Source organism: Bacteroides sp. f07 (assembly GCF_042854785.1).
GTDB lineage: Bacteria > Bacteroidota > Bacteroidia > Bacteroidales > Bacteroidaceae > Bacteroides.
This window is the reverse complement of sequence record NZ_BAABXI010000002.1, coordinates 1,008,213-1,032,640: the sequence shown is the minus strand read 5'-3', so window position 1 is coordinate 1,032,640 and position 24,428 is coordinate 1,008,213. Positions and strand designations below refer to the sequence as shown.

Annotated in this window: 19 protein-coding genes; 8 read left to right on the top strand and 11 right to left on the bottom strand. The window is 45.3% G+C overall.

Annotated elements, in window-relative coordinates; genetic code table 11:
- Positions 1–3 precede the first annotated feature (3 nt).
- From ACGHVY_RS18990 to ACGHVY_RS18965, 6 genes are all read right to left on the bottom strand, one after another.
- Entirely contained in the window at positions 4–1,431 is a 1,428-nt protein-coding gene (locus ACGHVY_RS18990) for a BACON domain-containing protein (protein ID WP_390600688.1), read from the bottom strand.
- 28 nt (positions 1,432–1,459) lie between these two features.
- On the bottom strand, positions 1,460–2,392 hold the full coding sequence (locus ACGHVY_RS18985; protein WP_390600686.1) for a phosphodiester glycosidase family protein: 933 nt from the start codon (positions 2,390–2,392) through the stop codon (positions 1,460–1,462).
- 37 nt (positions 2,393–2,429) lie between these two features.
- The gene (locus tag ACGHVY_RS18980) at positions 2,430–3,698 is read right to left on the bottom strand and encodes a RagB/SusD family nutrient uptake outer membrane protein (RefSeq protein WP_390600685.1); all 1,269 of its coding nucleotides are present in this window, start codon (positions 3,696–3,698) and stop codon (positions 2,430–2,432) included.
- A 15-nt stretch (positions 3,699–3,713) separates the two neighbouring features.
- Complete coding sequence (locus ACGHVY_RS18975) at positions 3,714–6,926, bottom strand: TonB-dependent receptor (RefSeq protein WP_390600981.1); 3,213 nt, start codon at positions 6,924–6,926, stop codon at positions 3,714–3,716.
- 334 nt (positions 6,927–7,260) lie between these two features.
- Entirely contained in the window at positions 7,261–8,196 is a 936-nt protein-coding gene (locus ACGHVY_RS18970; protein ID WP_390600682.1) for a FecR family protein, read from the bottom strand.
- A 229-nt stretch (positions 8,197–8,425) separates the two neighbouring features.
- Positions 8,426–8,956, bottom strand: a complete 531-nt coding sequence (locus ACGHVY_RS18965; protein ID WP_374047407.1) for an RNA polymerase sigma-70 factor — start codon at positions 8,954–8,956, stop codon at positions 8,426–8,428.
- 313 nt (positions 8,957–9,269) lie between these two features.
- On the opposite strand from ACGHVY_RS18965, the gene recJ reads away from it, so the two are divergent.
- From recJ to dnaG, 8 genes are all read left to right on the top strand, one after another.
- Entirely contained in the window at positions 9,270–10,988 is a 1,719-nt protein-coding gene (gene recJ / locus ACGHVY_RS18960) for a single-stranded-DNA-specific exonuclease RecJ (protein WP_390600681.1), read from the top strand.
- Positions 10,981–12,885 (top strand): ATP-dependent DNA helicase RecQ, encoded by a 1,905-nt coding sequence (locus tag ACGHVY_RS18955; RefSeq protein ID WP_390600678.1) that lies wholly within the window; start codon positions 10,981–10,983, stop codon positions 12,883–12,885. The genes recJ and ACGHVY_RS18955 overlap by 8 nt, the downstream gene beginning before the upstream one ends.
- Positions 12,886–12,923: 38 nt before the next feature.
- Positions 12,924–13,886, top strand: a complete 963-nt coding sequence (locus tag ACGHVY_RS18950) for a tetratricopeptide repeat protein (protein WP_390600676.1) — start codon at positions 12,924–12,926, stop codon at positions 13,884–13,886.
- Between the two features lie 301 nt (positions 13,887–14,187).
- Positions 14,188–15,036 (top strand): prephenate dehydratase, encoded by an 849-nt coding sequence (locus tag ACGHVY_RS18945; RefSeq protein WP_308745525.1) that lies wholly within the window; start codon positions 14,188–14,190, stop codon positions 15,034–15,036.
- Positions 15,011–16,189 (top strand): aminotransferase class I/II-fold pyridoxal phosphate-dependent enzyme, encoded by a 1,179-nt coding sequence (locus ACGHVY_RS18940; protein WP_308745526.1) that lies wholly within the window; start codon positions 15,011–15,013, stop codon positions 16,187–16,189. Before ACGHVY_RS18945 ends, ACGHVY_RS18940 begins: the two co-directional genes overlap by 26 nt.
- Before the next feature lie 52 nt (positions 16,190–16,241).
- The gene (locus ACGHVY_RS18935; RefSeq protein WP_308745527.1) at positions 16,242–17,303 is read left to right on the top strand and encodes a bifunctional 3-deoxy-7-phosphoheptulonate synthase/chorismate mutase type II; all 1,062 of its coding nucleotides are present in this window, start codon (positions 16,242–16,244) and stop codon (positions 17,301–17,303) included.
- Positions 17,304–17,449: 146 nt separating this feature from the next.
- Positions 17,450–18,223 carry a prephenate dehydrogenase/arogenate dehydrogenase family protein gene (locus tag ACGHVY_RS18930; protein WP_073347560.1) on the top strand — a complete coding sequence of 258 codons (774 nt, stop codon included), beginning with the start codon at positions 17,450–17,452 and terminating at the stop codon, positions 18,221–18,223.
- A 112-nt stretch (positions 18,224–18,335) separates the two neighbouring features.
- Positions 18,336–20,429, top strand: coding sequence for a DNA primase (gene dnaG, locus ACGHVY_RS18925; RefSeq protein WP_308745528.1), 2,094 nt, complete (start codon positions 18,336–18,338; stop codon positions 20,427–20,429).
- A 35-nt stretch (positions 20,430–20,464) separates the two neighbouring features.
- On the opposite strand, the gene folE is transcribed toward dnaG, so the two are convergent.
- The 5 genes from folE to ACGHVY_RS18900 form a co-directional block, all read right to left on the bottom strand.
- Entirely contained in the window at positions 20,465–21,055 is a 591-nt protein-coding gene (gene folE, locus ACGHVY_RS18920) for a GTP cyclohydrolase I FolE (protein WP_308745529.1), read from the bottom strand.
- 7 nt (positions 21,056–21,062) lie between these two features.
- Positions 21,063–21,512, bottom strand: a complete 450-nt coding sequence (locus ACGHVY_RS18915; protein ID WP_308745530.1) for an SPOR domain-containing protein — start codon at positions 21,510–21,512, stop codon at positions 21,063–21,065.
- Between the two features lie 103 nt (positions 21,513–21,615).
- Positions 21,616–22,374 carry a triose-phosphate isomerase gene (gene tpiA / locus ACGHVY_RS18910; protein ID WP_390600672.1) on the bottom strand — a complete coding sequence of 253 codons (759 nt, stop codon included), beginning with the start codon at positions 22,372–22,374 and terminating at the stop codon, positions 21,616–21,618.
- Between the two features lie 66 nt (positions 22,375–22,440).
- The gene (locus ACGHVY_RS18905) at positions 22,441–23,844 is read right to left on the bottom strand and encodes a BT_3928 family protein (protein ID WP_390600669.1); all 1,404 of its coding nucleotides are present in this window, start codon (positions 23,842–23,844) and stop codon (positions 22,441–22,443) included.
- Entirely contained in the window at positions 23,834–24,376 is a 543-nt protein-coding gene (locus ACGHVY_RS18900; RefSeq protein WP_308745533.1) for a DUF1599 domain-containing protein, read from the bottom strand. Before ACGHVY_RS18900 ends, ACGHVY_RS18905 begins: the two co-directional genes overlap by 11 nt.
- Positions 24,377–24,428 lie beyond the last annotated feature (52 nt).

The window sequence follows — 24,428 nt, the reverse complement described above, 5'->3', positions numbered from 1 at the left end:
ATCTTATTCAGTAAGACTATTCCCTTGCATTATCCAAGCAGCTTTCCGGGTTGCATATTGCGACCATGCCTTGATATCCGCAGGTATCTGTCCACTCAACTGATTATCATTCACTCGGAATATACCGGTCGAACCACTCTTCTCGATTACCGTTCCATATCCGTAAGGAATACTTCCACTGAATCCGTTGGTATAAATCATAAACTCTTTCAGGCTCTTCCAAGTGGTCGGTTTATTATTTCCGTCTAGTGGAATAACCGGAAGCGGCCCGCTCAAATTATTGCAATATGCCTTTATTGTCACCATACCGGGGATATTTATCAACATATCCAGATTACCGGTAAACGTGTTGTTAAATCCGGCCGGAGTGGCAGTTGGATGATTTGAGATGTTAAAGCTAGTCAATAATTCACATTCTCCCAAAGATTCCGGCAAGTTTCCGCTTGCAGCAGATTCTATTATCCATAAAGTGGTCAATTGAGACAGTTGTCCTATTTCCTCAGGAATACCTGCTAACTTCTGATGTTTGAACTTTATGCTTCTCAGTTCCGACAAGTTGCATAAGGGGATAATATCTCCTTCGATATTATTCGGAGACTGAATGTCAATCTCAACTACCCTCTTATTCTCAAACTTCAATCCGAACCAGTTTGTCGGGTTAGTTTCCAGTGGAGCGTCAAAGTTCCATTTCTTCGTCCAGTTATCCCCATTCGCATTTTCGTAGAACATTCTCAGATAATCAATATCTCCCAAAGGTTTCTTATCCTGCGTTACTGTCAGTACATCGGTAACCCCATTCGAACCTTTCAGGTACAATGAGGCGGTACGTCCCTCGTCTATATCCGTATAAGGGTCAATCGCTAATTTCAGTTCCGATTCATTGACGACGCCCGGAGTAATTGCCGCCCCGTCGGTTACGTGTATCCAGTTGCATCCTTCGGACAATTCGTATGTGTAAGTAACCATTGTCGAGAAAGGTATTACTTCTTCCGCACTGCCTTCCGCTCCTACTTTCAGCGCACGTTTTTTCAAAGCGATGCCCACTCCTTCCTGTACCACTTTCAGCTTTGTTTCGGCACCTTCGATAATCCAGCCTGCAATTTCCGCTTCGCGGGAAGCAACATTCGCATTCTTGGATACTGATATTCTGAAACTTCCCGTACCCATCCCGTTCGACGAGAGCAAGTCAATCCAGGTGGCGGAAGTCTTCACACGCCAAGGCAGGTTGGATTCAATATCCACCGTATATTCCTTTTCTTCCAACGGAAGATTCAGTGTTCCGTCCGCAAACTTCAAATCCGGTTCGGGCATTGTACGTCCCGTATCATCCGTAAAGTCCTGACAGCTTGCCATACCCATCAGCAAGGACAGGCAACAGATGATTCCCCGAAGACCTTGCCGGCAACTATACATTCTATTATTTCGTATCATAATGATTCAACTATTAAGATTCAAACAATTAATTATCTGTCACGACCAACAACCCGTTGGCTACCGCTCTTTCGACACCGCCATTATCATAAGGCCAGTTGCGGATAGCAAAACGGTTCTCTTCAAATCCCGCCTTCGAGCGGATAATGAAAGTAGACGAACCACCGCCGTCCAGGTTGATAGCGTCCTTTGCTCCCAATGCTTTCATGACAACTCCCATTTCAGCATACCTCATGCCATTGGAGTACCAAAAGTTACGTCCGTCGGCAACCAAAATATAAACGACATTATTGTCTGTCACGCCGATAGCCGTCCGGGGTTCCAGTGCTGTCGATGTCTGAGGAAGCACATTCCCGTTCGTCATCAAACGCACGCGGCCGCCTACCGCTTCCTGAATCTCATCCTTATAGGTATCATATTCGTCATACGAGCCAATCACCGCCTTCTTATCCTTCGTGACGGCAAAGAAGGTACATACATTATCGGTCATCGTATTCTTCAGACATACTCCATTCCGGTAGTAAATGCCTTGCGGTGTTCCGTCCGTAGCAAAGAAATCACCATTCACGGCAGCCAGTACACGGCTTCCCTGTTTGTCGTGTGCCAATGCCTGCAACGTCATTTGTTGTTTGGTTTTCAGCTTGCCTTCGTCTTTGGGAGACGAAGCCTTCATCGTCAGGTGCGTGTCTTTCAAATCGACTTCCAGTACAAACATCTTTACTGCCATACCTGTGGCAGAAAGAATTTCCATCTCCAAAGCCTTTACACCCGGAGCCAGCGTATAAGTAGTGTCCGAGAAATATTGTCCGACGTATCCGTCACTCCCGGCAATTATCTTCTGTCCCAACTCCGTTTTCGCGCCCTCGGTGGAATAGACGGTCAGGTCCTCATCATTATTGCATCCCGTCCATAGCAGACACCCTAAAAGAAGCAGAGCGGAATCATATATCAGTTTTTTCATCATTTTGTCTCTTTAATAAGTATAAATACAATCATTATCAATATCCGGGATTCGGTTCAAGGTTCGGATTCGAAATCATTTCCTTGCCCGGTATAGGCAATACCAACTGGTAATCTTTCAGTCCGAGCATTGTCTTTGCCTTATTCGTACGTATGAGGTCATAATATCTGAAACCTTCAGCAAGCAGTTCCTTCCGGCGTTCGTCCAGGATATATTCTATAAATTCATCTTCGTCTTTCGGATTTACGGCATCCAGCCCGCGTTCTTTCCGCAAGTCGTTCAGCCGTCCCAAGCCCTTGGAGAGTCCTTGCGCTTCCGCACTTATCAGGTACATTTCGGCCAGGCGGCTCATTACTACGGGGTCAGTACCGGTCTGTCCGCTCGGATATTTATTGATACAAGGTTCGGCTCCCACATTAATAATGGAAACTTCTTTCCGTTTATCCTTGTCGTCATACATATTCATCACGTCGTTAGTGGGACGATAGACATAGCTGCCGTGATTGGGATGAGCATATGTATAGAATAAGGTGGAAATGGTGATATTCGATTCTTCCGCCAGACATTGGAAGGAAAAAATAACTTCCGTGTTGGTCTTTCCCCGGAATATCTTGTCGAAGCTATCCAGTTTGTATTTTCCATCCTTTATCAGACCTTCCGCCAGTGCAGCCGCTTCCGTCTTTTTACCACGTTCGAGCATTACACGGGCTTTCAGTGCAAGGGCGGCATCGCGGGATACATAGTAACAACTGGAAGAAGTACCCAGAAAAGCAAGGGCTGTTTCAAGTTCTTCCTCAATAAATATCCAGACAGCTTCTTCCGAATCACGGAAAGGCTTGTCCATTGTATTCACTCTTTGGATAGGCACACCACCCCAGCGTGTCACCAGTGAATGATAGATATATGCCCTGAAATAATGCGCTTCTCCGATAATCAGATTCCGCAGGTCGGATTCGGGAAGGTCCTCTACGATGGAGATAACATTATTTACTTGATATAACGCATTATAATAGCCGTTCCAACTGTTGGCTACGATTGAATTCAGTGAAGAAAGTACAGAGTTTATCAAGTCCCTTGCATTTCCTGTACTTTGAGTCAAATCTCCGCCCAATATATCAAAGGTGATGTATGACTCGCGTGCTGGAGAGTTTTGCACTTTATTGTACATTCCCATGCGTAAAGCCGATAAGTCTTTGGGCGTCACACTTCCCGGCGATACGGCGGAGTGGGATTCGATATCAAGCATGCCACTGCATGAAGCCAGCAACAGGCATCCGAGAAATATATAAATAATCTTTTTCATCATTGTGAGCGTTTATGATTAGAAACTAAGGTTTATTCCGAAATTGACCGAACGGGAAGGCGGCACTCCATACAAATCGACGCCAAAGTATTGCGGGTCCATGTTCTTACTCACTTCAGGGTCCCAGCCGGAGTATTTGGAGAACAGCAACAGGTTGTCCCCTTGCACATAGAGGCGCAGACCTTTCAACCGAATCTTTTGTAACATTACCTGCGGGAATGTATAGCTGAACGTGAGAGAACGCAGGCGGATGAAAGAGCCGTCTTCAAGGAAACGGGTGGAGTTTTTGCTGTTATGCCCACACAGCGTATTGACTGCACGCGGATATTTATTAGAACTTCCCGGAGCCGTCCAACGATTCTTGGCGACATCTTCCGTAATAGCCATGCGGTATCCGGGGCGTGTGGCGGTTACCGCCCATTCGGCATACACATCATTTCCGTACATATACGTAAAGAACACATCCAGTTGGAAACCTTTGTATTTGAAAGTATTGTTCCATCCACCGAAGAAATCGGGATTGGAAGAACCGGTCAGTACACGGTCGTTATCATTGATAATACCATTATTATCCACGTCATGATATTTCACGTCACCGGCACGTACACCCAGGTCATACAACGGTTGCGGCACTTCACCGTCATATTGGTAGAGTCCGTCCATCCGGAACAGGTAGAAAGCTCCCAGTTCCGCACCTACTTTCAAGGCGCGGTTAGCACCTATCGGAAGCAAGTCGTCTCCCAGCAGTTTAGTCAGTTTGTTCTTGTTGTGGGAGATGTTGAAAGAGGAAGTCCAGTTGACTTTCCCTATATTCAGATGGCCGTTGATGGAAAATTCCACACCGTAGTTCCGCATGGAACCGATATTGCTGGTGATACTGGTGAAACCGCTTGTTCCGTGCAAGGGCATTGAATAGAGCAGGTTGTTCGTATTCTTCAGATAAATATCGGCAATCATATTCAGCTTGCCGTTCCAAAAGCCCAGGTCGAAGCCGAAGTCATACTGGTCGGCAGTTTCCCATGTCAGTTTGTTGTTTCCCATGCTGGTGACAGCCATACCGCTATTATTGCCGTAGTTGATGCCGCCGGACATCAACGGTTGCCAGGCATAGTTGCCGATTCCATCCTGATTTCCGGTCTTGCCATAACTCAAGCGGAACTTCAAGTCTGTTTGAGGGAATTTCCAGAAAGATTCTTTCGATACATTCCAACCTAAAGAGACAGAGGGGAAATACCCGTAACGGTCGGAAGGGGCAAAACGGGATGAACCGTCTGAACGCATGGTCACATTCAAGATGTAACGGTCTAAATAAGACAGGTTGATACGTCCGAAGTAAGACTCCATGGCAAACTCGGAGATACCGCCCGAAGCATTATAGATTTCGGAAGCCGTGCCGACCGTATCGAATACCGGAGAAGGAAAACCGCGTCCGTCGATGGAAGACGTACGAGTGGACATTTTCTGGAAAGAATGTCCCAGCATCAAACCTGCTTCAAAATCACCGAACTTATCATTATAGTTGAATACATTCTCTATCAATAAGTTCTTCACCAAGCAGTTGTACTCAACAATACGTCCGCCACCCGCTCCATAAGGATGATTCTCATTGTAGTACACATAGTCATACGTATATCCGATGTCGGTGCTGACTGAGTTTTTCAGACTGAACTTCTTGTATTTCAAGTCTGCATTGAACGTACCCAAATAACGGTAAGTATCAATATAGGAAACTTCTTCATTCAGAATCTGAAGCGGATTGTGCCGTGCCAGTTCGTCGGTTCCACCTAAGTAATAGTCACCGTTCGGTTTGTACGGACGGTCGAAAGGGCGTTGTTCAACGGCACGGGCTACGATGGTAGAACCGATATTGGCTCCCGGCACACGGTTGTTCTTCAGATAATTACCGCTGACATTGGCGCCTACTTCCAACCAGGAAGTCATTTCATGACTAATCTTCGCTTTTAGGTTGATTTTGGTTATATCATTGGTCTTGATTATACCTTCCTGATAATTGTAGTTGGCTCCAACATAGAACTTGGTTTTCTTGCTTCCGCCGGAGAAGGATAAGTCCACATTGTAAGAATGTCCCACCTGAGTAATCAAATCCAGCCAATCCGTATCGGGTAATCCCTGGAAAGGGTTGGAGATAGGAACCACATAGCCTGCAGAACCTACGGTATAGCCATTCTGACGATTATAACGTTCGACTCCATCGTTGTAGGTTTCTACATACAAATCGGAATCCGCATATTTGATGCGTCCCTTATTGGCGAATTTGGAGATTCCCGTACTGACATTCAAACGAATATCCGAACGACCTTCCTTACCGGATTTGGTTGTAATCACCACCACGCCATTCGTTGCCCGCGAACCGTAAATAGCTGCCGAAGCGGCATCTTTCAAAACTTCGATAGATTCGATGTCCGTCAGATTCAATACTGCCATCGAACTCAAATCTTCACCCATATTGAATAAGGAAGCGTTACTGTTGAGGATGGGTATTCCGTCCACCACATACAGAGGTTCGTTGCTGGCACTCAAAGAAGCGGCACCGCGGATACTCATTCGTTCGGAACTTCCCAGGTTGCCGGAACCGGTCGATACCGTGACACCCGCTACACGCCCCTGTAGCAATTCACTCGGTGTCAATACCGGACGCATATTCGATTCTGTCGGTTTGAAAGAACTGATTGCATTGGTCACCAATGCCTTTCGCTGTGTTCCATACCCCACTACGACGACTTCATTCAATGCTTTTGAATCTTCGTCCAACGTCACATTGATGGTCTGTTGCGTCTTCACCGGATATTCCATGCTCTTATATCCGAGGAATGAAAAGACCAAGACAGCATTATCGGGAACTTCAAGACTGTATTTACCATTTATATCAGTAATTGTACCGATGGTAGTACCCTTAACCGACACATTGCATCCTACAATGACTTCGCCCGAATATTCCTTCACCAAGCCGGTTATTCTTTTCTTGTGCTGCACAGAGCTTTGCACTTCAGCTTGTTTTTTCGTAAGGATGATGTGTTTCCCTTCCATCGTATAGGAGAACTCCGTACCTTTCAATGCATCCAGCAGCAGACTTGCCACTGTCCCATTCTGAGTGGAAATGGTTACTTTCCGTTTCAGACTAACTTCACGTTCATTGTAAATAAACAAATAGTCTGTTTGCTTTTCAATCTGCCTGATGATTTCGGCGAATGTTGCGGTTCCTTTATTCATCGTAACTTTCTGATTCTGAGAAAAGCCGTCCAGGGCATACGTCTCAAAAATGATGAATAACAGGAAAAAGACAGTTAACCTCATAATTCTTAAAATTTGAGTACAGTGTGTTTTTCTATGGACAATACGCCCATACCAAAGATTATTTTTCATATCTTTGCCTAGAGTTATTAAGTTAATACATAAAGATTTGTAACAGATATCGAGTCTTTTTTATTGACTTCTCACATATCGGTAAGTGTTGCAGCATTTACCGATATTTCTGTTTTGAAAGGGCTGGTTCTCTTGCTCTCATTCCGGGTGTTTCTTTTTTAGATTAAATACTAGGGTTAATTTAATAGATAATTATCTGATTTTTCTCATCGTCCTGTATATAGTTGAATTTGACGTACTTCTGCAATACCTTCATCACGTGCTCGATTCCTTCTTTCTGACGGAACTTACCGGTACACGAGCGGGAAGCGATTTCCTCATTCTTATTAATAATCTTCACTTCATAATATTGCTCCAATTTCCTGAAGACTGTTTCCAGTGGTTCATCCTTGAAGGAATAGATACCCATTCTCCACAAGAAATCATTGTCCGATGAGAAAGTCTCCTTGTAGAGTTTTCCATCTTTAGCTTCTACCTTTTCATGAGGTTTCAAGGTCACTTCATGTTGTGTATCGGGCTGATATATGGTAACTTTACCTTCAATCAAAGATGTCTCGAATAAACCGGAGTTTGGGTAGGCAGAGACATTGAAGGTGGTTCCCAATACTCTGATATCGTATTTCTCCGTTTCTACAATGAAAGGATGCTTCTCGTTATGTGCCACTTCGAAATATCCCTCTCCTTCCAAAACCACTTTCCTTTCTTTGGAACGAAATCCGGTTGCCGGATATTTCAAGGTAGAGTTGGAGTTCAGCCAAACAGTTGTTCCGTCAGCCAAGACCAGACTAGCCCTTTGTCCTGCCGGGACGGTCATAATTTGCATTTCGGCAGAATGTTCTATCCGGTATTCCTGATATTCCTTATGGATAATAAAAGCAATCATGGCAACGACCGCCGCTATCTTCATAGATGTCCAGAGGTAACGCATCACAGGTTTCTTCTTCTCTGTTTTTTCTGCCTGTAAGTTTCCATTCCATATAGTGGCATTGTAGACACGGTGCAGTTGCATCAACTGTTCCCGATTATCTTCGCTCTCCTTCATCCAGCGTATCACTTCCTTTTTTTCTTCGGGAAGTGCGTCACCTGCAATATATTTATTCAATAGTTTCGCGTCCATACCTTTTCTTATTCTTAGGTTTATATATAAGCTCTTTGTGGGCTTACATATATAAGACACGCCACTTGCAAAGTTCACTAGTGGGAAAAATAAAAAAAGTGCGTTTTTAACCGTTTATTTGTTCCTCGGTGCCGAAGGGTACCTTCCTCGGTGCCGAAGGGTGCCTTCCCCGGTGCCGGAGGGTGCCTTCCCCGGTGCCGGAGGAGTGCTTCACCGGTGGACAACTTTATTAGAAAAATAATAAGGTATAAAGATAGTCTTTCAGGTTCTTTCTCAATTGTTGCAGCGCTTTACTAATATGATAATCGGCTCCTTTCAGTGTGACATCCAGCGCTTCGGCAATCTCCTTCACCGATTTATTCTCATACCGGCTCATCATAAATGCTTTTCTTGTCTTTTCCGGTAATCCGTTCAAAGTACGGTTCACAATATCAGTTATTTCTTCAGAGAAAAGTTGGTTCGGGTCAGAAGAGTCCAAAGAAGCGATGCGGAAATCAAGTTCGTAGAGTTCATCCGCCAATATACTTTCACGGGCTTCCATTCGCAGATGTTCATTTCGCAGATGATTTAATGCCTGGTTCTTTACTACGGTCATCAGGAAAGCACGGATGTTTTTCACATCTTCGGTTTTCATCGTAGTCCATAAAGTTATCATGGCTTCGGAAGCTATATCTTTGGATAACATTTCGTCATGGAGATAAGACTTGGCAAATAAGAAGCAACGTTGATAATACTCCATATAGATATTATCAAATGTCATTCCAGTGTTTATAGTATCATCCAGTCTTCCCATTTTGTGGATTTCTCTCCTTGTTTTTATATTGGTTAGTGAAGCAAAGATAACCAAAAGAAGTTAGCTGCCAAAAAGCAGTATAGAAAAGTAAAACCATAAAGAAAAAAAAGTCCGGATGCCACTACATTTCTATTGCAAAAAAGTCCTCATCCATACTTCACTGAAATATTTTCGTAGTATCTGCCTTTCACTTCCCGTTTTTTTCGTACTTTTACCCCTTGTTGGAAAGAAGTGCCTTTCTCAACCCTTGAGAACAGAAAAAGAAAAAACAATATATAAAATGAATCACAAATGGAATTATCGACCCATTACACCCGAACAGGCAGAGACAAGCCAGACATTGGCCCAGGAATTAGGGATTAGCCCGATACTTGGACAGCTTTTGGTGCAGCGGGGAATAACGAAGGCAACGGATGCCAAGAAGTTTTTCCGCCCGCAATTGCCCGACCTGCATGATCCGTTCCTGATGAAGGACATGGATATTGCAGTAGAACGTCTGAACAGGGCGATGGGAAAGAAAGAACGTATTCTAATTTATGGAGATTATGACGTAGACGGTACTACCGCCGTGGCACTGGTCTACAAGTTTATTCAACAGTTCTATTCGAACCTTGACTATTACATACCCGACCGTTACAACGAGGGGTATGGCATTTCTAAAAAAGGAGTGGACTATGCCGCTGAAACCGGTGTGAGTCTGATTATCGTACTCGATTGCGGAATAAAGGCAGTAGAGGAAATCACGTATGCCAAAGAGAAAGGCATTGATTTTATCATCTGCGACCATCATGTGCCGGATGATATCCTGCCGCCTGCCGTAGCTATCCTGAACGCCAAACGCTTGGATAATACGTATCCGTACACACACCTTTCGGGCTGCGGTGTCGGCTTCAAATTTATGCAGGCATTCGCTATCAGCAACGGTATCGAGTTTCATCATCTGATTCCGCTACTCGACATCGTGGCGGTAAGTATCGCATCGGACATCGTGCCGATTATGGGCGAAAACCGTATTCTTGCTTTTCATGGGCTGAAGCAATTGAACAGCAATCCGAGTATCGGGATGAAAGCCATTATCGATGTATGCGGACTTTCCGAAAAAGAAATCACCGTCAGCGACATCGTGTTCAAAATCGGACCGCGCATCAATGCGTCGGGACGTATCCAGAACGGAAAAGAAGCGGTGGACTTACTGACGGAAAAAGATTTCTCGGCTGCGCTTGAGAAAGCCGGACAAATCAATCAGTACAACGAGACACGGAAAGACCTCGATAAAAGCATGACGGAAGAGGCAAACAACATCGTCGCCAACCTGGACGGATTAGCCGACCGACGCTCTATCGTGCTTTATAATGAGGAATGGCACAAAGGGGTGATTGGCATCGTAGCTTCCCGCCTGACGGAAGTCTATTATCGTCCTGCCGTAGTACTGACCCGCACAGATGACATGGCAACAGGTTCCGCACGTTCTGTTTCCGGTTTCGATGTATATAAAGCGATTGAGCATTGCCGCGACTTGCTGGAAAATTTCGGCGGACATACCTATGCTGCTGGATTGTCCATGAAGGTGGAGAATGTGGATGCTTTCACCAAACGGTTTGAAGAGTACGTCTCACAGCATATCTTGCCGGAACAAACCAGTGCCGTCATTGATATTGATGCCGAGATTGACTTCAGGGATATTTCTCCCAAATTCTTCAATGATCTGAAAAAGTTCAATCCCTTCGGGCCCGACAACATAAAGCCCATTTTCTGTACACATCATGTCTATGATTATGGGACGAGTAAAGTGGTGGGACGCGACCAGGAACATATCAAACTGGAACTGGTTGACAATAAATCGAACAATGTGATGAACGGTATCGCATTCGGGCAAAGCTCGCACGTGCGTTATATCAAGACCAAACGTTCGTTCGACATCTGCTACACCATCGAAGAGAATACCCACAAACGTGGTGAAGTGCAACTTCAAATCGAGGATATAAGACCGATTGAATAAGTATCAGGAGATATTAAAACAATACTGGGGATATGACTCTTTCCGCGACTTGCAGGAAGAGATCATTACCAGTATCGGCGAAGGCAAAGACACACTGGGACTGATGCCGACCGGCGGCGGCAAGTCCATCACATTTCAAGTTCCTGCCCTCGCCCAAGAAGGGCTCTGTCTTGTCATCACTCCCCTCATCGCCCTGATGAAGGACCAGGTGTATAATCTGCGCAAACGCGGCATCAAGGCTCTTGCCGTATACTCCGGTATGACACGGCAAGAGATTATCACCGCACTTGAGAACTGCATCTTCGGCAATTACAAATTCCTCTACATTTCTCCGGAACGTCTGGATACGGAAATTTTCCGTATCAAACTCCGCTCCATGAAAGTCTCCATGATTACAGTGGACGAAAGTCACTGTATCTCACAATGGGGATATGATTTCCGTCCCGCTTACCTGAAGATAGCGGAAATACGGGAACTTTTGCCAGGAGTTCCCGTACTGGCACTTACCGCCACCGCCACCCCGGAAGTAGTAAAAGACATCCAAGCCCGGCTGAATTTCCATGAGGGGAATGTTTTCCGCATGAGCTTTGAGCGGAAAAACCTGGCGTATATCGTCCGCAAGACAGATAATAAGACAAAAGAATTATTGCATATCTTACGAAGGATACCGGGCAGCGCCATTATTTATGTCCGCAACAGGCGACGGACCAAAGAAATCACCGAACTGCTGGTAAACGAAGATATTACCGCCGATTTCTATCATGCGGGACTTGACAATGCCGTAAAAGACCTGCGGCAAAAACGTTGGCAAAACGGAGAGGTCCGTGTAATGGTAGCCACAAATGCTTTCGGAATGGGAATTGACAAACCTGACGTCCGCATTGTGCTGCATCTCGATCTTCCAGATTCGCCCGAAGCCTATTTTCAGGAAGCCGGACGTGCGGGAAGAGACGGAGAAAAGGCTTATGCCGTAATCTTATATACCAAATCGGACAAGACGACCCTGCATAAGCGCATAGTGGATACCTTTCCCGACAAGGAATACATACTCAATGTCTACGAACATTTACAGTATTATTATCAGATGGCGATGGGGGACGGATTTCAATGTGTCCGCGAATTCAATATCGAAGAGTTCTGCCGGAAGTTCAAATACTTTCCGGTTCCGGTGGACAGTGCACTGAAAATCTTGACTCAAGCCGGTTATCTGGAATATACGGATGAGCAGGACAATGCTTCGCGTATCCTTTTCACGCTTCGCCGGGATGAGTTGTACAAGTTGCGCGAAATGGGGGCAGAAGCGGAAGCGCTGATACAGACCATTCTCCGTTCGTACACAGGAGTATTCACGGATTATGCGTATATCAGCGAAGCATCCCTGTCCATACGTACCGGACTGACACGCGAGCAAATCTACAACATACTGGTGACACTGACCAAACGCCGTATCGTGGATTACATTCCTCGCAAAAAGACACCTTATATTATATATACGCGCGAACGTCAGGAACTTCGTTTCGTACATATTCCGCCTTCTGTCTATGAAGAACGCAAAGTCCGCTATGAAGCGCGCATCAAGGCGATGGAAGAGTATGTCACTTCAGACAATGTATGCCGCAGCCGGATGCTGCTCCGCTACTTCGGAGAGAAAAACGAACATAACTGCGGACAATGCGATGTCTGTATCAGCCATCGTGCAACAGATTCTCTATCCGAAGCATCTTTCGAGAAACTGAAACGGCAAATTACAGAACTGCTTATTCAGAATCCGCTATCTCCAGTAGAAATAGCCAATAAAATAACAGCGGAAAAAGAGGAAGTGGCGGAAGTTATCCGGCATTTATTGGAAGAAGGTGCATTGAAGATGCAGGATGGAATGATACATATTTCAAAATAAGTTATTACATTTGCAGATAAACTCAAAAACAACATATCATGCCGAACTTTTTTAAATCTTTCTTCTCCGGTAAGTCTGAAACTCCGGAAAGTGAAAAGCAGAAAAACGACCGGAAAAGATTCGAGATTTTCAAATACGACGGTTTGCGTGCGCAACGCATGGGACGTCCGGATTATGCCGTAAAATGTTTCACGGAAGCTCTTGCCATTGAGGAAGAGTTTGAAACGATGGGGTATCTCAGTCAACTCTACATCCAAATGGGCGACACCGCAAAAGCCCGCGAACTGTTGGAGAAAATGGCTGTCATGGAACCGCACATCACCCATACTTTCCTGACATTGGCGAATGTATGCTTTATCCAGGAAGATTATCAGGCTATGGAAGAGGCAGCCAATAAGGCGATTGCCATCGAAGAAGGAAATGCCGTAGCGCATTATCTGCTGGGAAAAGCCCGTCAGGGACAGAACGATGACCTGATGACTATCGCCCATCTCACGAAAGCCATCACGTTGAAAGATGATTTCATCGAAGCCCGCCTGATGCGTGCGGAAGCTCTGCTGAATATGAAACAGTATAACGAGATGATGGATGACATAGACGCCGTACTTGCACAAAACCCGGAAGAAGAAACTGCCATGCTCCTGCGCGGAAAAGTGAAAGAAGCGAACGGACAAGCTGAAGAAGCGGAAGCGGACTACCAGTTTGTCACAGAAATAAACCCTTTCAACGAACAGGCATATCTTTACTTGGGGCAACTTTATATCAACCAAAAGAAACTGACGGAAGCCATCGCCCTGTTTGATGAGGCTATCGAACTGAATCCGAATTTTGCGGAAGCCTACAAGGAGCGCGGACGCGCCAAATTGTTGAACGGGGATAAAGACGGCTCCGTGGAAGATATGAAGAAGTCTTTGGAACTGAATCCGAAAGAAGAGGCCGGACTGAACGGAGAATTCAAGAACCTTGGGGCTAAACCGGAAGCGCTTCCTGGTATCTTCTAAGTGTCCTTTTTATATATTTTAGGCAAGAAAACAAAAAAAGTATCGCTTTTTGTTTGCGTTTAGCAGAAAAGTATTACTTTTGTCCCCAGAATTAAAAACCAAAGCAAAAAACAAAGACTCGTATGAGATCATTTACTTATGCATATTACTTCTTTTTTTACTTTTACTTTAGCAACAAAGTAGAGCGGGAGTTTGTATGTATCAAGTGACAGTGATGCTTAAGGACTGAATAGAGAAATCAATCATATGAATCCCGCTCCAATATGGACGCGGGATTTTTTTATATAATACATTTAGAACAATGAAAAAGATAGCAATTCAAGGAACACTCGGCTCATATCACGATATCGCCGCACACAAGTACTTCGAGGGAGAAGAAATAGAGTTAATCTGTTGTGCCAGCTTCGAAGACGTGTTTACTTCGATACGTAAAGACAGTCAGGTTATCGGAATGCTAGCCATAGAGAATACGATTGCGGGCAGCCTGCTGCACAACAATGAGCTGCTGAGACAGAGCGGCACGCAGATTATCGGTGAATACAAACTGCGTATCTCGCACAGCTTCGTCTGCCTGCCCGATGAAAGTTGGGAAGATCTGACAGAAGTCAACTCCCACCCTATCGCCTTGATGCAGTGCCGTGATTTCCTGAACCAGCATCCGCAACTGAAAGTGGTGGAAGGTGAAGATACGGCACGCAGCGCAGAAGCTATCAAGAACGGGAATCTGAAAGGACACGCCGCAATCTGCTCCAAAGCGGCTGCCGAACGCTATGGAATGAAAGTCCTTCAAGAAGGCATCGAAACAAACAAGCATAACTTCACCCGTTTTCTGGTAGTTGCTGATCCCTGGCAAGTGGACGAGCTTCGCCAGCACCATGCCAACACAACCAACAAGGCAAGTATGGTATTCACTCTGCCACATACGGAAGGTAGTTTGTCACAAGTATTGTCTATCCTGTCTTTTTACAACATCAATCTGACCAAGATACAATCGTTGCCGATTATCGGACGTGAATGGGAATACCAGTTTTACGTAGACGTAGCTTTCAACGATTATCTGAGATATAAGCAATCCATTGCAGCAATCACTCCATTAACTAAAGAACTCAAAACATTAGGCGAATATGCAGAAGGAAAGTCAAATGTATAAAATCGCTCCTGCCGACAGACTGGCAAGTGTAAGCGAATACTACTTCTCCAAGAAACTGAAAGAAGTGGCACAGATGAATGCGGAAGGAAAAGATGTCATCAGCTTAGGCATCGGCAGCCCCGATATGCCGCCTTCCAAGAAAACCATCGAGACATTGTGCAACAATGCCCACGACCCGAACGGACACGGTTATCAACCGTACGTAGGTATCCCCGAACTTCGCAAAGGTTTTGCTGCCTGGTATCAACGGTGGTATGGAGTGGAACTGAATCCGAATACGGAAATACAACCGCTGATTGGCTCGAAAGAAGGTATTCTTCATGTCACACTGGCTTTTGTCAATCCGGGCGAACAGGTATTGGTTCCGAATCCGGGATACCCTACTTATACTTCCTTGAGCAAGATACTCGGTGCGGAAGTCATCAATTACGATTTGAAAGAGGAAGACGGCTGGATGCCCGATTTCGAGGCACTGGAGAAGATGGATTTAAGCCGCGTGAAGCTGATGTGGACGAACTATCCGAATATGCCGACAGGCGCAAACGCAACTCCCGAACTGTATGAACGACTCGTTGACTTTGCCCGCCGGAAGAATATTGTGATTGTGAACGACAATCCATACAGCTTTATACTGAACGAAAAGCCTATCAGTATTCTGAGTGTGCCGGGAGCCAAAGAATGTTGCATCGAATTCAATTCCATGAGCAAGAGCCACAATATGCCGGGCTGGCGCATCGGAATGTTAGCTTCAAACCCAGAATTCGTACAATGGATACTGAAAGTAAAGAGTAACATCGACAGCGGAATGTTCCGTGCCATGCAACTGGCGGCTGCCACAGCTTTGGAAGCCGAAGCAGACTGGTATGAAGGCAACAACGAAAACTACCGGAACCGCCGCCACCTCGCCGGTGAGATTATGAAAACATTGGGATGCACCTACGATGAAAAGCAAGTAGGAATGTTCCTCTGGGGGAAAATTCCCGCATCTTGCAAGGATGTAGAGGAACTGACGGAAAAAGTGCTGCACGAAGCAAGAGTGTTCATCACTCCGGGATTTATTTTCGGCAGTAACGGAGCAAGATATATCCGTATCTCCCTCTGTTGCAAGGATTCAAAATTAGCGGAAGCACTGGAAAGAATCAAAAGTCTCTAGCCGCTTCCCACAACCAATAATCATTAGTATAAAAGTAAAAACAAATAAGAATATGGAACTCGAATCAATTTTATTACCGGGCATTGAAGCTAAAAGACCGATTGTTATTGCCGGCCCATGTAGTGCAGAGACTGAAGAACAAGTGATGGATACAGCCAAGCAATTGGCAGCTAAAGGGCAAAAGATATTCCGTGCAGGAATCTGGAAACCGCGTACCAAACCGGGTGGTTTCGAAGGAGTCGGCGTAGAGGGTCTTGCCTGGCTGAAAGAGGTAAAGAAAGAAACAGGTATGTATGTTTCTACCGAAGTGGCAACTGCCAAACACGTGTATGAATGCCTGAAAGCCGGAATTGATATTCTTTGGGTAGGTGCACGTACCACTGCCAATCCTTTCGCCGTACAGGAAATCGCTGACGCACTGAAAGGTGTCGATATACCTGTATTGGTCAAGAATCCCGTCAACCCTGACCTTGAACTATGGATCGGAGCTTTGGAACGTATCAACAACGCCGGTTTGAAACGTCTGGGTGCTATCCACCGCGGTTTCAGCAGCTACGATAAGAAGATTTACCGGAATCTTCCCCAATGGCATATTCCTATCGAACTGCGCCGCCGTATCCCTAATCTTCCTATTTTCTGCGACCCGAGCCATATCGGCGGCAAACGTGAACTGGTAGCCCCGCTTTGCCAGCAGGCAATGGACTTGAACTTCGACGGCCTGATTGTAGAAAGCCACTGTAACCCGGATTGTGCATGGAGCGATGCTTCGCAACAGGTTACTCCCGATGTACTCGACTATATCCTCAACCTGCTGGTTATCCGTACCGAGACTCAATCTACGGAAAGCCTTAGCTTATTGCGCAAACAGATTGACGAATGTGACGACAACATCATCCAGGAGCTTGCCAAGAGAATGCGTGTCGCCCGCGAAATCGGTACATTCAAGAAAGAGCACAACATCACTGTACTACAAGCCGGACGTTACAATGAAATTCTCGAAAAGCGCGGAATGCAGGGAGAACAATGCGGCATGGATGCAGAGTTTATGAAGAAAATCTTCGAGGCTATTCACGAAGAATCTGTTCGTCAACAGATGGAAATTATTAATAAGTGATTAACGGTTAGTGATTAATGATTAATTGGCTGCGCTATATTATAGTATATGTAAAATAGCAGGTTATCATCAGTCTATGACTTTAATCATTAATCACTAACTCCATTCGTTAATCACTAATCACTAACCATTAATCGTTAACAAACGTGAGAATATTAATCCTCGGAGCCGGAAAAATGGGCTCCTTCTTTACTGATATATTGAGTTTTCAACACGAGACGGCCGTGTATGACGTCAACCCGCACCAGTTGCGTTTTGTCTATAACACGTACCGTTTCACCACATTAGAGGAGATTAAGGAATTCGAACCGGAACTGGTTATCAATGCCGTTACAGTAAAGTACACGTTGGATGCTTTCCGCAAAGTATTGCCCGTACTGCCCAAAGACTGTATCATTAGTGACATTGCCTCTGTAAAAACAGGACTGAAGAAGTTTTATGAAGAAAGCGGCTTCCGTTATGTTTCCAGTCACCCGATGTTTGGTCCTACTTTCGCCAGTCTCAGCAACTTGAGCAGCGAGAATGCGATCATCATCAGTGAAGGCGACCATTTGGGAAAGATATTCTTCAAAGACCTCTATCAGACGTTGAGACTGAATATCTTCGAATATACGTTCGACGAACATGACGAGACAGTAGCCTACTCGCTCTCCATTCCGTTCGTTTCGACTTTCGTATTCGCAGCCGTAATGAAACATCAGGAAGCTCCGGGAACTACGTTCAAAAAACATATGGCTATCGCCAAAGGTCTGTTGAGCGAAGACGACTACCTGCTCCAGGAAATCCTGTTCAATCCACGTACTCCGGGACAAGTGACCAATATCCGTACCGAGCTGAAAAACCTTCTCGAAATCATCGAGAACAAGGATGCGGAAGGGATGAAAAAGTATCTGACGAAGATTCGGGAGAAGATTAAATAATCCGCCACCGATATAGGTAAGATTTAACCATCCCCTGCAAAAGTTCTTTGCAGGGGATTTTTTTATGTGTACCTTTGTATCCGCAAAAACGGATTCACAGGAGAAAAGAAGAATGATAGATCAAGGAACCATCGACCGGATATTGGACGCGGCACAGATTATGGATGTCGTTTCGGACTTTGTCACCCTGCGCAAGCGCGGTGTCAATTACGTCGGTCTGTGTCCATTCCATAGTGACAAGACACCTTCTTTTTACGTTTCTCCCGCCAAAGGGCTTTGCAAATGTTTTGCCTGCGGCAAGGGTGGAAACGCAGTGCACTTTATCATGGAGCACGAACAGATGTCTTATCCCGAAGCTCTGAAATACCTTGCCAAGAAATATAATATCGAAATCAAAGAACGGGAGCTGAGCGATGAAGAGAAGTTTGTGCAGAGCGAACGCGAAAGCCTGTTTATTGTTAATAATTTCGCACGCGACTACTTTCAGAACATACTGAAGAATCATGTAGACGGACGCAGTATCGGTATGGCCTACTTCCGTAACCGTGGGTTTCGGGATGATATCATTGAGAAATTCCAATTGGGATACTGTACCGATAGCCATGATGCTTTCGCCAATGAGGCATTGCAGAAAGGCTATAAGAAAGAATATTTAGTAAAGACCGGGCTTTGCTATGAAACAGACGACCATCGTTTACGGGATCGTTTTTGGGGACGTGTCATTTTCCCGGTGCATACTCTTTCCGGTAAAGTGGTGGCTTTTGGCGGACGTGTGCTTGCTAATGCTACTAAAGGTGTCAAAGTCAAATATGTCAACTCACCCGAATCAGAGATTTACCATAAGAGTAACGAATTATACGGTATCTATTTCGCCAAGCAGGCGATTGTGAAACAAGACCGATGTTTTCTGGTCGAGGGCTACACGGATGTTATTTCTATGCATCAGTCCGGTATAGAGAATGTGGTTGCTTCTTCGGGAACGGCTCTTACACCGGGACAAATCCGTATGATTCACCGCTTCACCAACAACATGACTGTGCTCTATGACGGTGACGCAGCAGGTATCAAGGCTTCTATCCGGGGGATTGATATGCTGCTTGAAGAGGGTATGAATATCAAAGTCTGTCTGCTGCCCGATGGTGACGACCCGGACTCTTTTGCCCGCAAACATAACTCTACGGAATTTCAAGCCTTCATATCAGAGCATGAGACGGATTTTATCCGCTTCAAAACCAACCTATTGTTGGAAGATGCCGGAAAAGATCCTATCAAACGGGCAGAGCTTATCGGTAACCTGGTACAAAGCATCTCCGTCATACCGGAGGCGATTGTACGCGACGTCTATATCAAAGAATGTGCCCAGTTACTGCATGTAGAAGATAAATTGCTGGTATCGGAAGTTGCCAAAAGACGGGAGACACAAGCGGAGAAGCGGGCCGAACAGACCGAACGGGATCGCCGGATTGCCGAAAGGACAGCTTCAATGGCTCAACAAGGCCAGCAAGGAGAAGCAGGCGGAAGTGCCCCCATGCCCAACGGCGATATCCCGTTACCACCGGGAGTTAGTGATGCCGGATATGCCGAAGCACCTTTTCCTCCACAAGAGGATAACTATGCTTCTTTCATTCCACAGGAAGGAAAGGAAGGACAGGAGTTCTATAAATTCGAGCGGCTGATACTGCAAGCGGTAGTCCGTCACGGTGAGAAAGTAATGTGCAACCTGACTGACGAAGAGGGGAATGAAATTCCGGTAACCGTCATAGAGTATGTAATCAATGATTTGAAGGAAGATGATTTGGCTTTCCATAATCCGCTGCACCGCCAAATGCTGTCGGAAGCTGCCGCACATATGCATGATTCGGGATTTGTTGCAGAACGCTATTTCCTGGCGCACCCCGACCCGACTATCAGCAAGCTGAGTGTGGACTTGATTAATGTCCGTTATCAGTTAAGTAAATACCATTCCAAGTCACAGAAGATTGTGACAGACGAAGAACGGCTCTACGAACTGGTTCCGATGCTGATGATTAACTTCAAATACGCAATCGTGACGGAAGAGCTGAAGCATATGCTTTATGCATTGCAAGACCCGGCTCTTGCTCATGATAATGAGAAATGCGATTCGCTGATGCAGCGCTATAATGAACTGAGAACAGTACAAAACATTATGGCAAAACGATTAGGGGACCGTGTCGTCCTACGCTAATCTTATTCTGTCCAATTCGTTTTGCGGGAAGCAGTTCATACCCGCCCGTGCTGAATAAGATTCATAAACTCCTCGCGCGTCTTTGCCTGATTGAAAGCACCTGTAAAGTCGGAAGTAGTAGTAATGGAGTTCTGCTTTTCCACACCACGCATTTGCATACACATATGCTTTGCCTCCACTACAACCATCACGCCTAATGGATTCAGCGTTTCCTGAATACATTCCTTAATTTGCAGCGTCATACGTTCCTGCACTTGCAAGCGGTGAGAGAAAATATCGACTACACGGGCAATCTTGCTCAGCCCGGTAATATAGCCGTTAGGTATATAAGCCACGTGCGCCTTTCCATAGAACGGCAGCATATGATGTTCGCAGAGAGAGAAGAAATCAATATCTTTCACAATCACCATCTGACTGTATTCTTCCTTGAATTTAGCCGAGCGGAGCACTTCGTGAGGATCCATATGATACCCCTTTGTCAGACTCAACATCGCTTTAGCCACGCGTTCAGGTGTTTTCAACAACCCTTCCCGTCCGGCATCTTCACCCAACAAAGTTATAATACTGTGATAATGACTTTTCAACTCCTCCAGATTCGGAGAGATTATTTCTTCTTTTCCTAACATGATAGATTTATAAAGGGATATTTATCTGGGCTCTTACAATAGAGACCTCTTTAAACACACCGGTAGCTTTCAACCGACGCATCATCGCGTCCGCTTCTTCAATGCTCCTGAAATCACCCACACGGCAAAGCCAACGGGGCGGAGTGAATGAAGTATATATCGGCAACTCCGGGAAATACTCTTTGATGCGTGAGGCTACCTGATAAGCATCATTCTTCGCCTGACGGGTATTGTTACCGGCATACGCCTGTATCCGGTATCCGGAAGTCTTTATTACCTTCTGTTCACCTGTCGCAGGACGTTCCACACCAATCAGCGCTTCAATACGGGGGTCTTGATGAATAGTCACTTTCCCCTGCCCCGGCACTGTACGTTCCAGGCTTTTGACAATGCCCTGTGCCTGTGCACAGACACCTGTCAAGACCAACAACAAAGTAAGTAAAGCAAGTTTTTTCATTCTATGAATTATATTTAGGCACGGATTACGCGGATTACACCGTTTCCTATTTCATACACTAAACCGTGTAATCCGTGAACTCCGTGCCTGAAATAAGTTTTAATTATGCGTTAAAAGCATCAATGATACCTTTGAAATCAGATACTTTCAGAGCAGCGCCACCAATCAGACCACCGTCAACGTCCGGATTAGAGAACAGTTCCTTAGCGTTAGAAGGTTTGCAGCTACCACCATAAAGGATGGAAGTATTGTCAGCGATTTCCTTACCATACTTGTCAGCAACAATCGAACGGATGAAAGCGTGGATTTCCTGAGCTTGTTCAGGAGAAGCCGTTTTACCTGTACCGATGGCCCAAACCGGTTCGTAAGCCAATATAATCTTAGAGAAGTCTTCAGCAGACAGAGAGAACACAGATTCCATCTGAGCAGCTACAACTTCGTTCTGCTTGTCAGCTTCGCGTTCTTCCAATACCTCACCGATACAGAAAATCGGAATCAGGCCGTTAGCCAAAGCCAATTTTACTTTTTCTTCGAGGATAGCAACTGTCTCACCGTAGTAAGCACGACGTTCAGAGTGACCCAGGATTACATATTTAGCACCGGTAGAAGCAACCATCTCAGCAGAAACTTCACCAGTATAAGCACCGGATGCCTTGTCAGCACAGTTTTCTGCACCTACACCAATCTTGGCAGCGTCTACCAGCGGAGTAACAGAAGCCAGATGGATAAACGGAGTACAGATGATTACATCACAGTTAGGCTTTTCGTTAGCCAATGCTTCGTTCAATTCTTTAGCCAAAGCGATACCCTCTTGAAGGGTTTTGTTCATTTTCCAGTTTCCTGCAACAATGTTCTTTCTCATTTTGTTTTCTTTATTTAAAGGGTTAATAAATTTACTATTCTTTTATTTACGGTTTACTATTTTAGCCTATGGCTTCACCTCATTGGAGTTATCCACTGACGTTGGATCGTTGTCTGCCGGCTTGGGGGCATTGTCCGACGGTTTGGGGACTTCGGCAACTTTCAGAGCCTCTTCCTGCTGCTTCTGCTTGGCGGATTTCCGTTCTCTGCGACGGACTACCAAGACATCCACTCCCAATACCAGCAACAATGGAATAATGAACCACAAGAATACATATCCCACCGTGTGAGCGTCACTTTCCATCTTTTGTTGTCCTATCGGCAAATTTTCCAGTTTGTCGGTCAGCACATATTCATCCGGTATATCCTCATCACTCCATTTATTCAGAATCGTCCCGTTCTTTATCAACATCAATCCCGGATTGGAGCGGATCATCGTCTTCAATGTTATATCATCCATCTGACAGAAAGGATATTCCGCTCCGGTTTTATCCTTCCACAACTCTATCTGTTCCTCAGGCGAAGAAGTAAGGCAATAGAACTTATAGCCACGTTCCACCGAGTAATCGTATATTTCGTTAATCAAGTCGATGTTACTGTCATCCGCTTCTTCAATCCGATGAGCAACCAACAGGAATGTATATCCCATATCGGTCAATACATCATCCGTGATATCATCCCCCGTGCCCAGATCCATCATGGAGAAATCGTGGATAGCCGGTTCATATCCCTTCTCCTTGAGTACCGTACGTGTATCGACAAATGTCCATGTGCTATCCGGATAGTTATCCAGCGTAAATTCTTTCTTTTCTCCGTTCTTCTCCAAGATAAAGACACTCTCATATACGCTCGGTTTCGCCCCTTCGGGTATTGTCATTCCCTCAAGGATATTTTTCCCTGTCTTATAAGGACGAAAATCCAAAACAGGCAGACGGTCTAAACAATAAAACGACAAAGTAAACACAAAAAACAATGTGTACAGAGAAACCAACCATTCCATTTTCACACTGATAAAGCGGACCAGCATCGTTCTGTAACGGAATGCTGCGATTGCCGCAAGCAACAGTATGACATTCTTGCCGAAGGTTTCCCAATTCGTCAATATCCAGGCATCACCAAAACAACCGCAGTCTGAAACCGGATCGAAGATTGCAAGATACAGAGTCAGCGGTGTCATAAAAATCATCAGCATCAACGCCAATGAGGAGACAAGCGTTCTCCGTGTACCAAAAAACAGGGAGATGCCAATAAAAAACTCAATGGCAGACAGCGTGATGCCGCCCAGCAAAGGGAAGAATGAAGGGAACCAGGAAGCCATGCCGAATGCAGCCAGATAATCCTGTATCTTATACTGGAACCCCAGCGGATCAACTGCCTTTACAAATCCGGAGAAGATGAACGAAGCCGCCAAAAGAAAACGACCGGTATTCGCCACCACTTCCTGAATGATATGTAGGTTCTTATCCTTCAAATTCTATCTTTATCAGTCCGAAGACAGAGTAATTTATCATATCCATATAATTGGCGTCAACTCCCTCGGAAACCAATGTATTGCCGGACAGGCTTTCAATCTGCTTGGTACGGTATATCTTCATCAAAATCAAGTCTGTGTAAGAGCTGACACGCATACTCCGCCAAGCCTCATCATAGTCATGATTCTTGGCAAGCATCAGTTCCAGGGTTTCTTTGGCATATTTATCATACAAAGCCATCGCTTCTTCATTGCTGATGTCGGCAGATTCGGCATATCCCAGCTCCAACTGGATAAGTCCGATAATACCGTAGTTGACAATGGCAATAAACTCAGCACGGATTCCCTCGTCAATCAAGGTCACTCCTTTGGTTTCGATACTGCGAATCCGGTTGGCTTTGATAAAAATCTGGTCGGTTACCGAAGCCGGACGCAGGATACGCCACGCAGGCCCGTAATCGTGCAGCTTCTTGGAAAATAAGTCACGGCACAAAGCGATGACATGTTCAAATTGTTGCTTGGTATCTTTCATTTTCTTCCAAATAGTGCGCAAAGGTAACAATAATTAAGTAAAAACAGAAAGA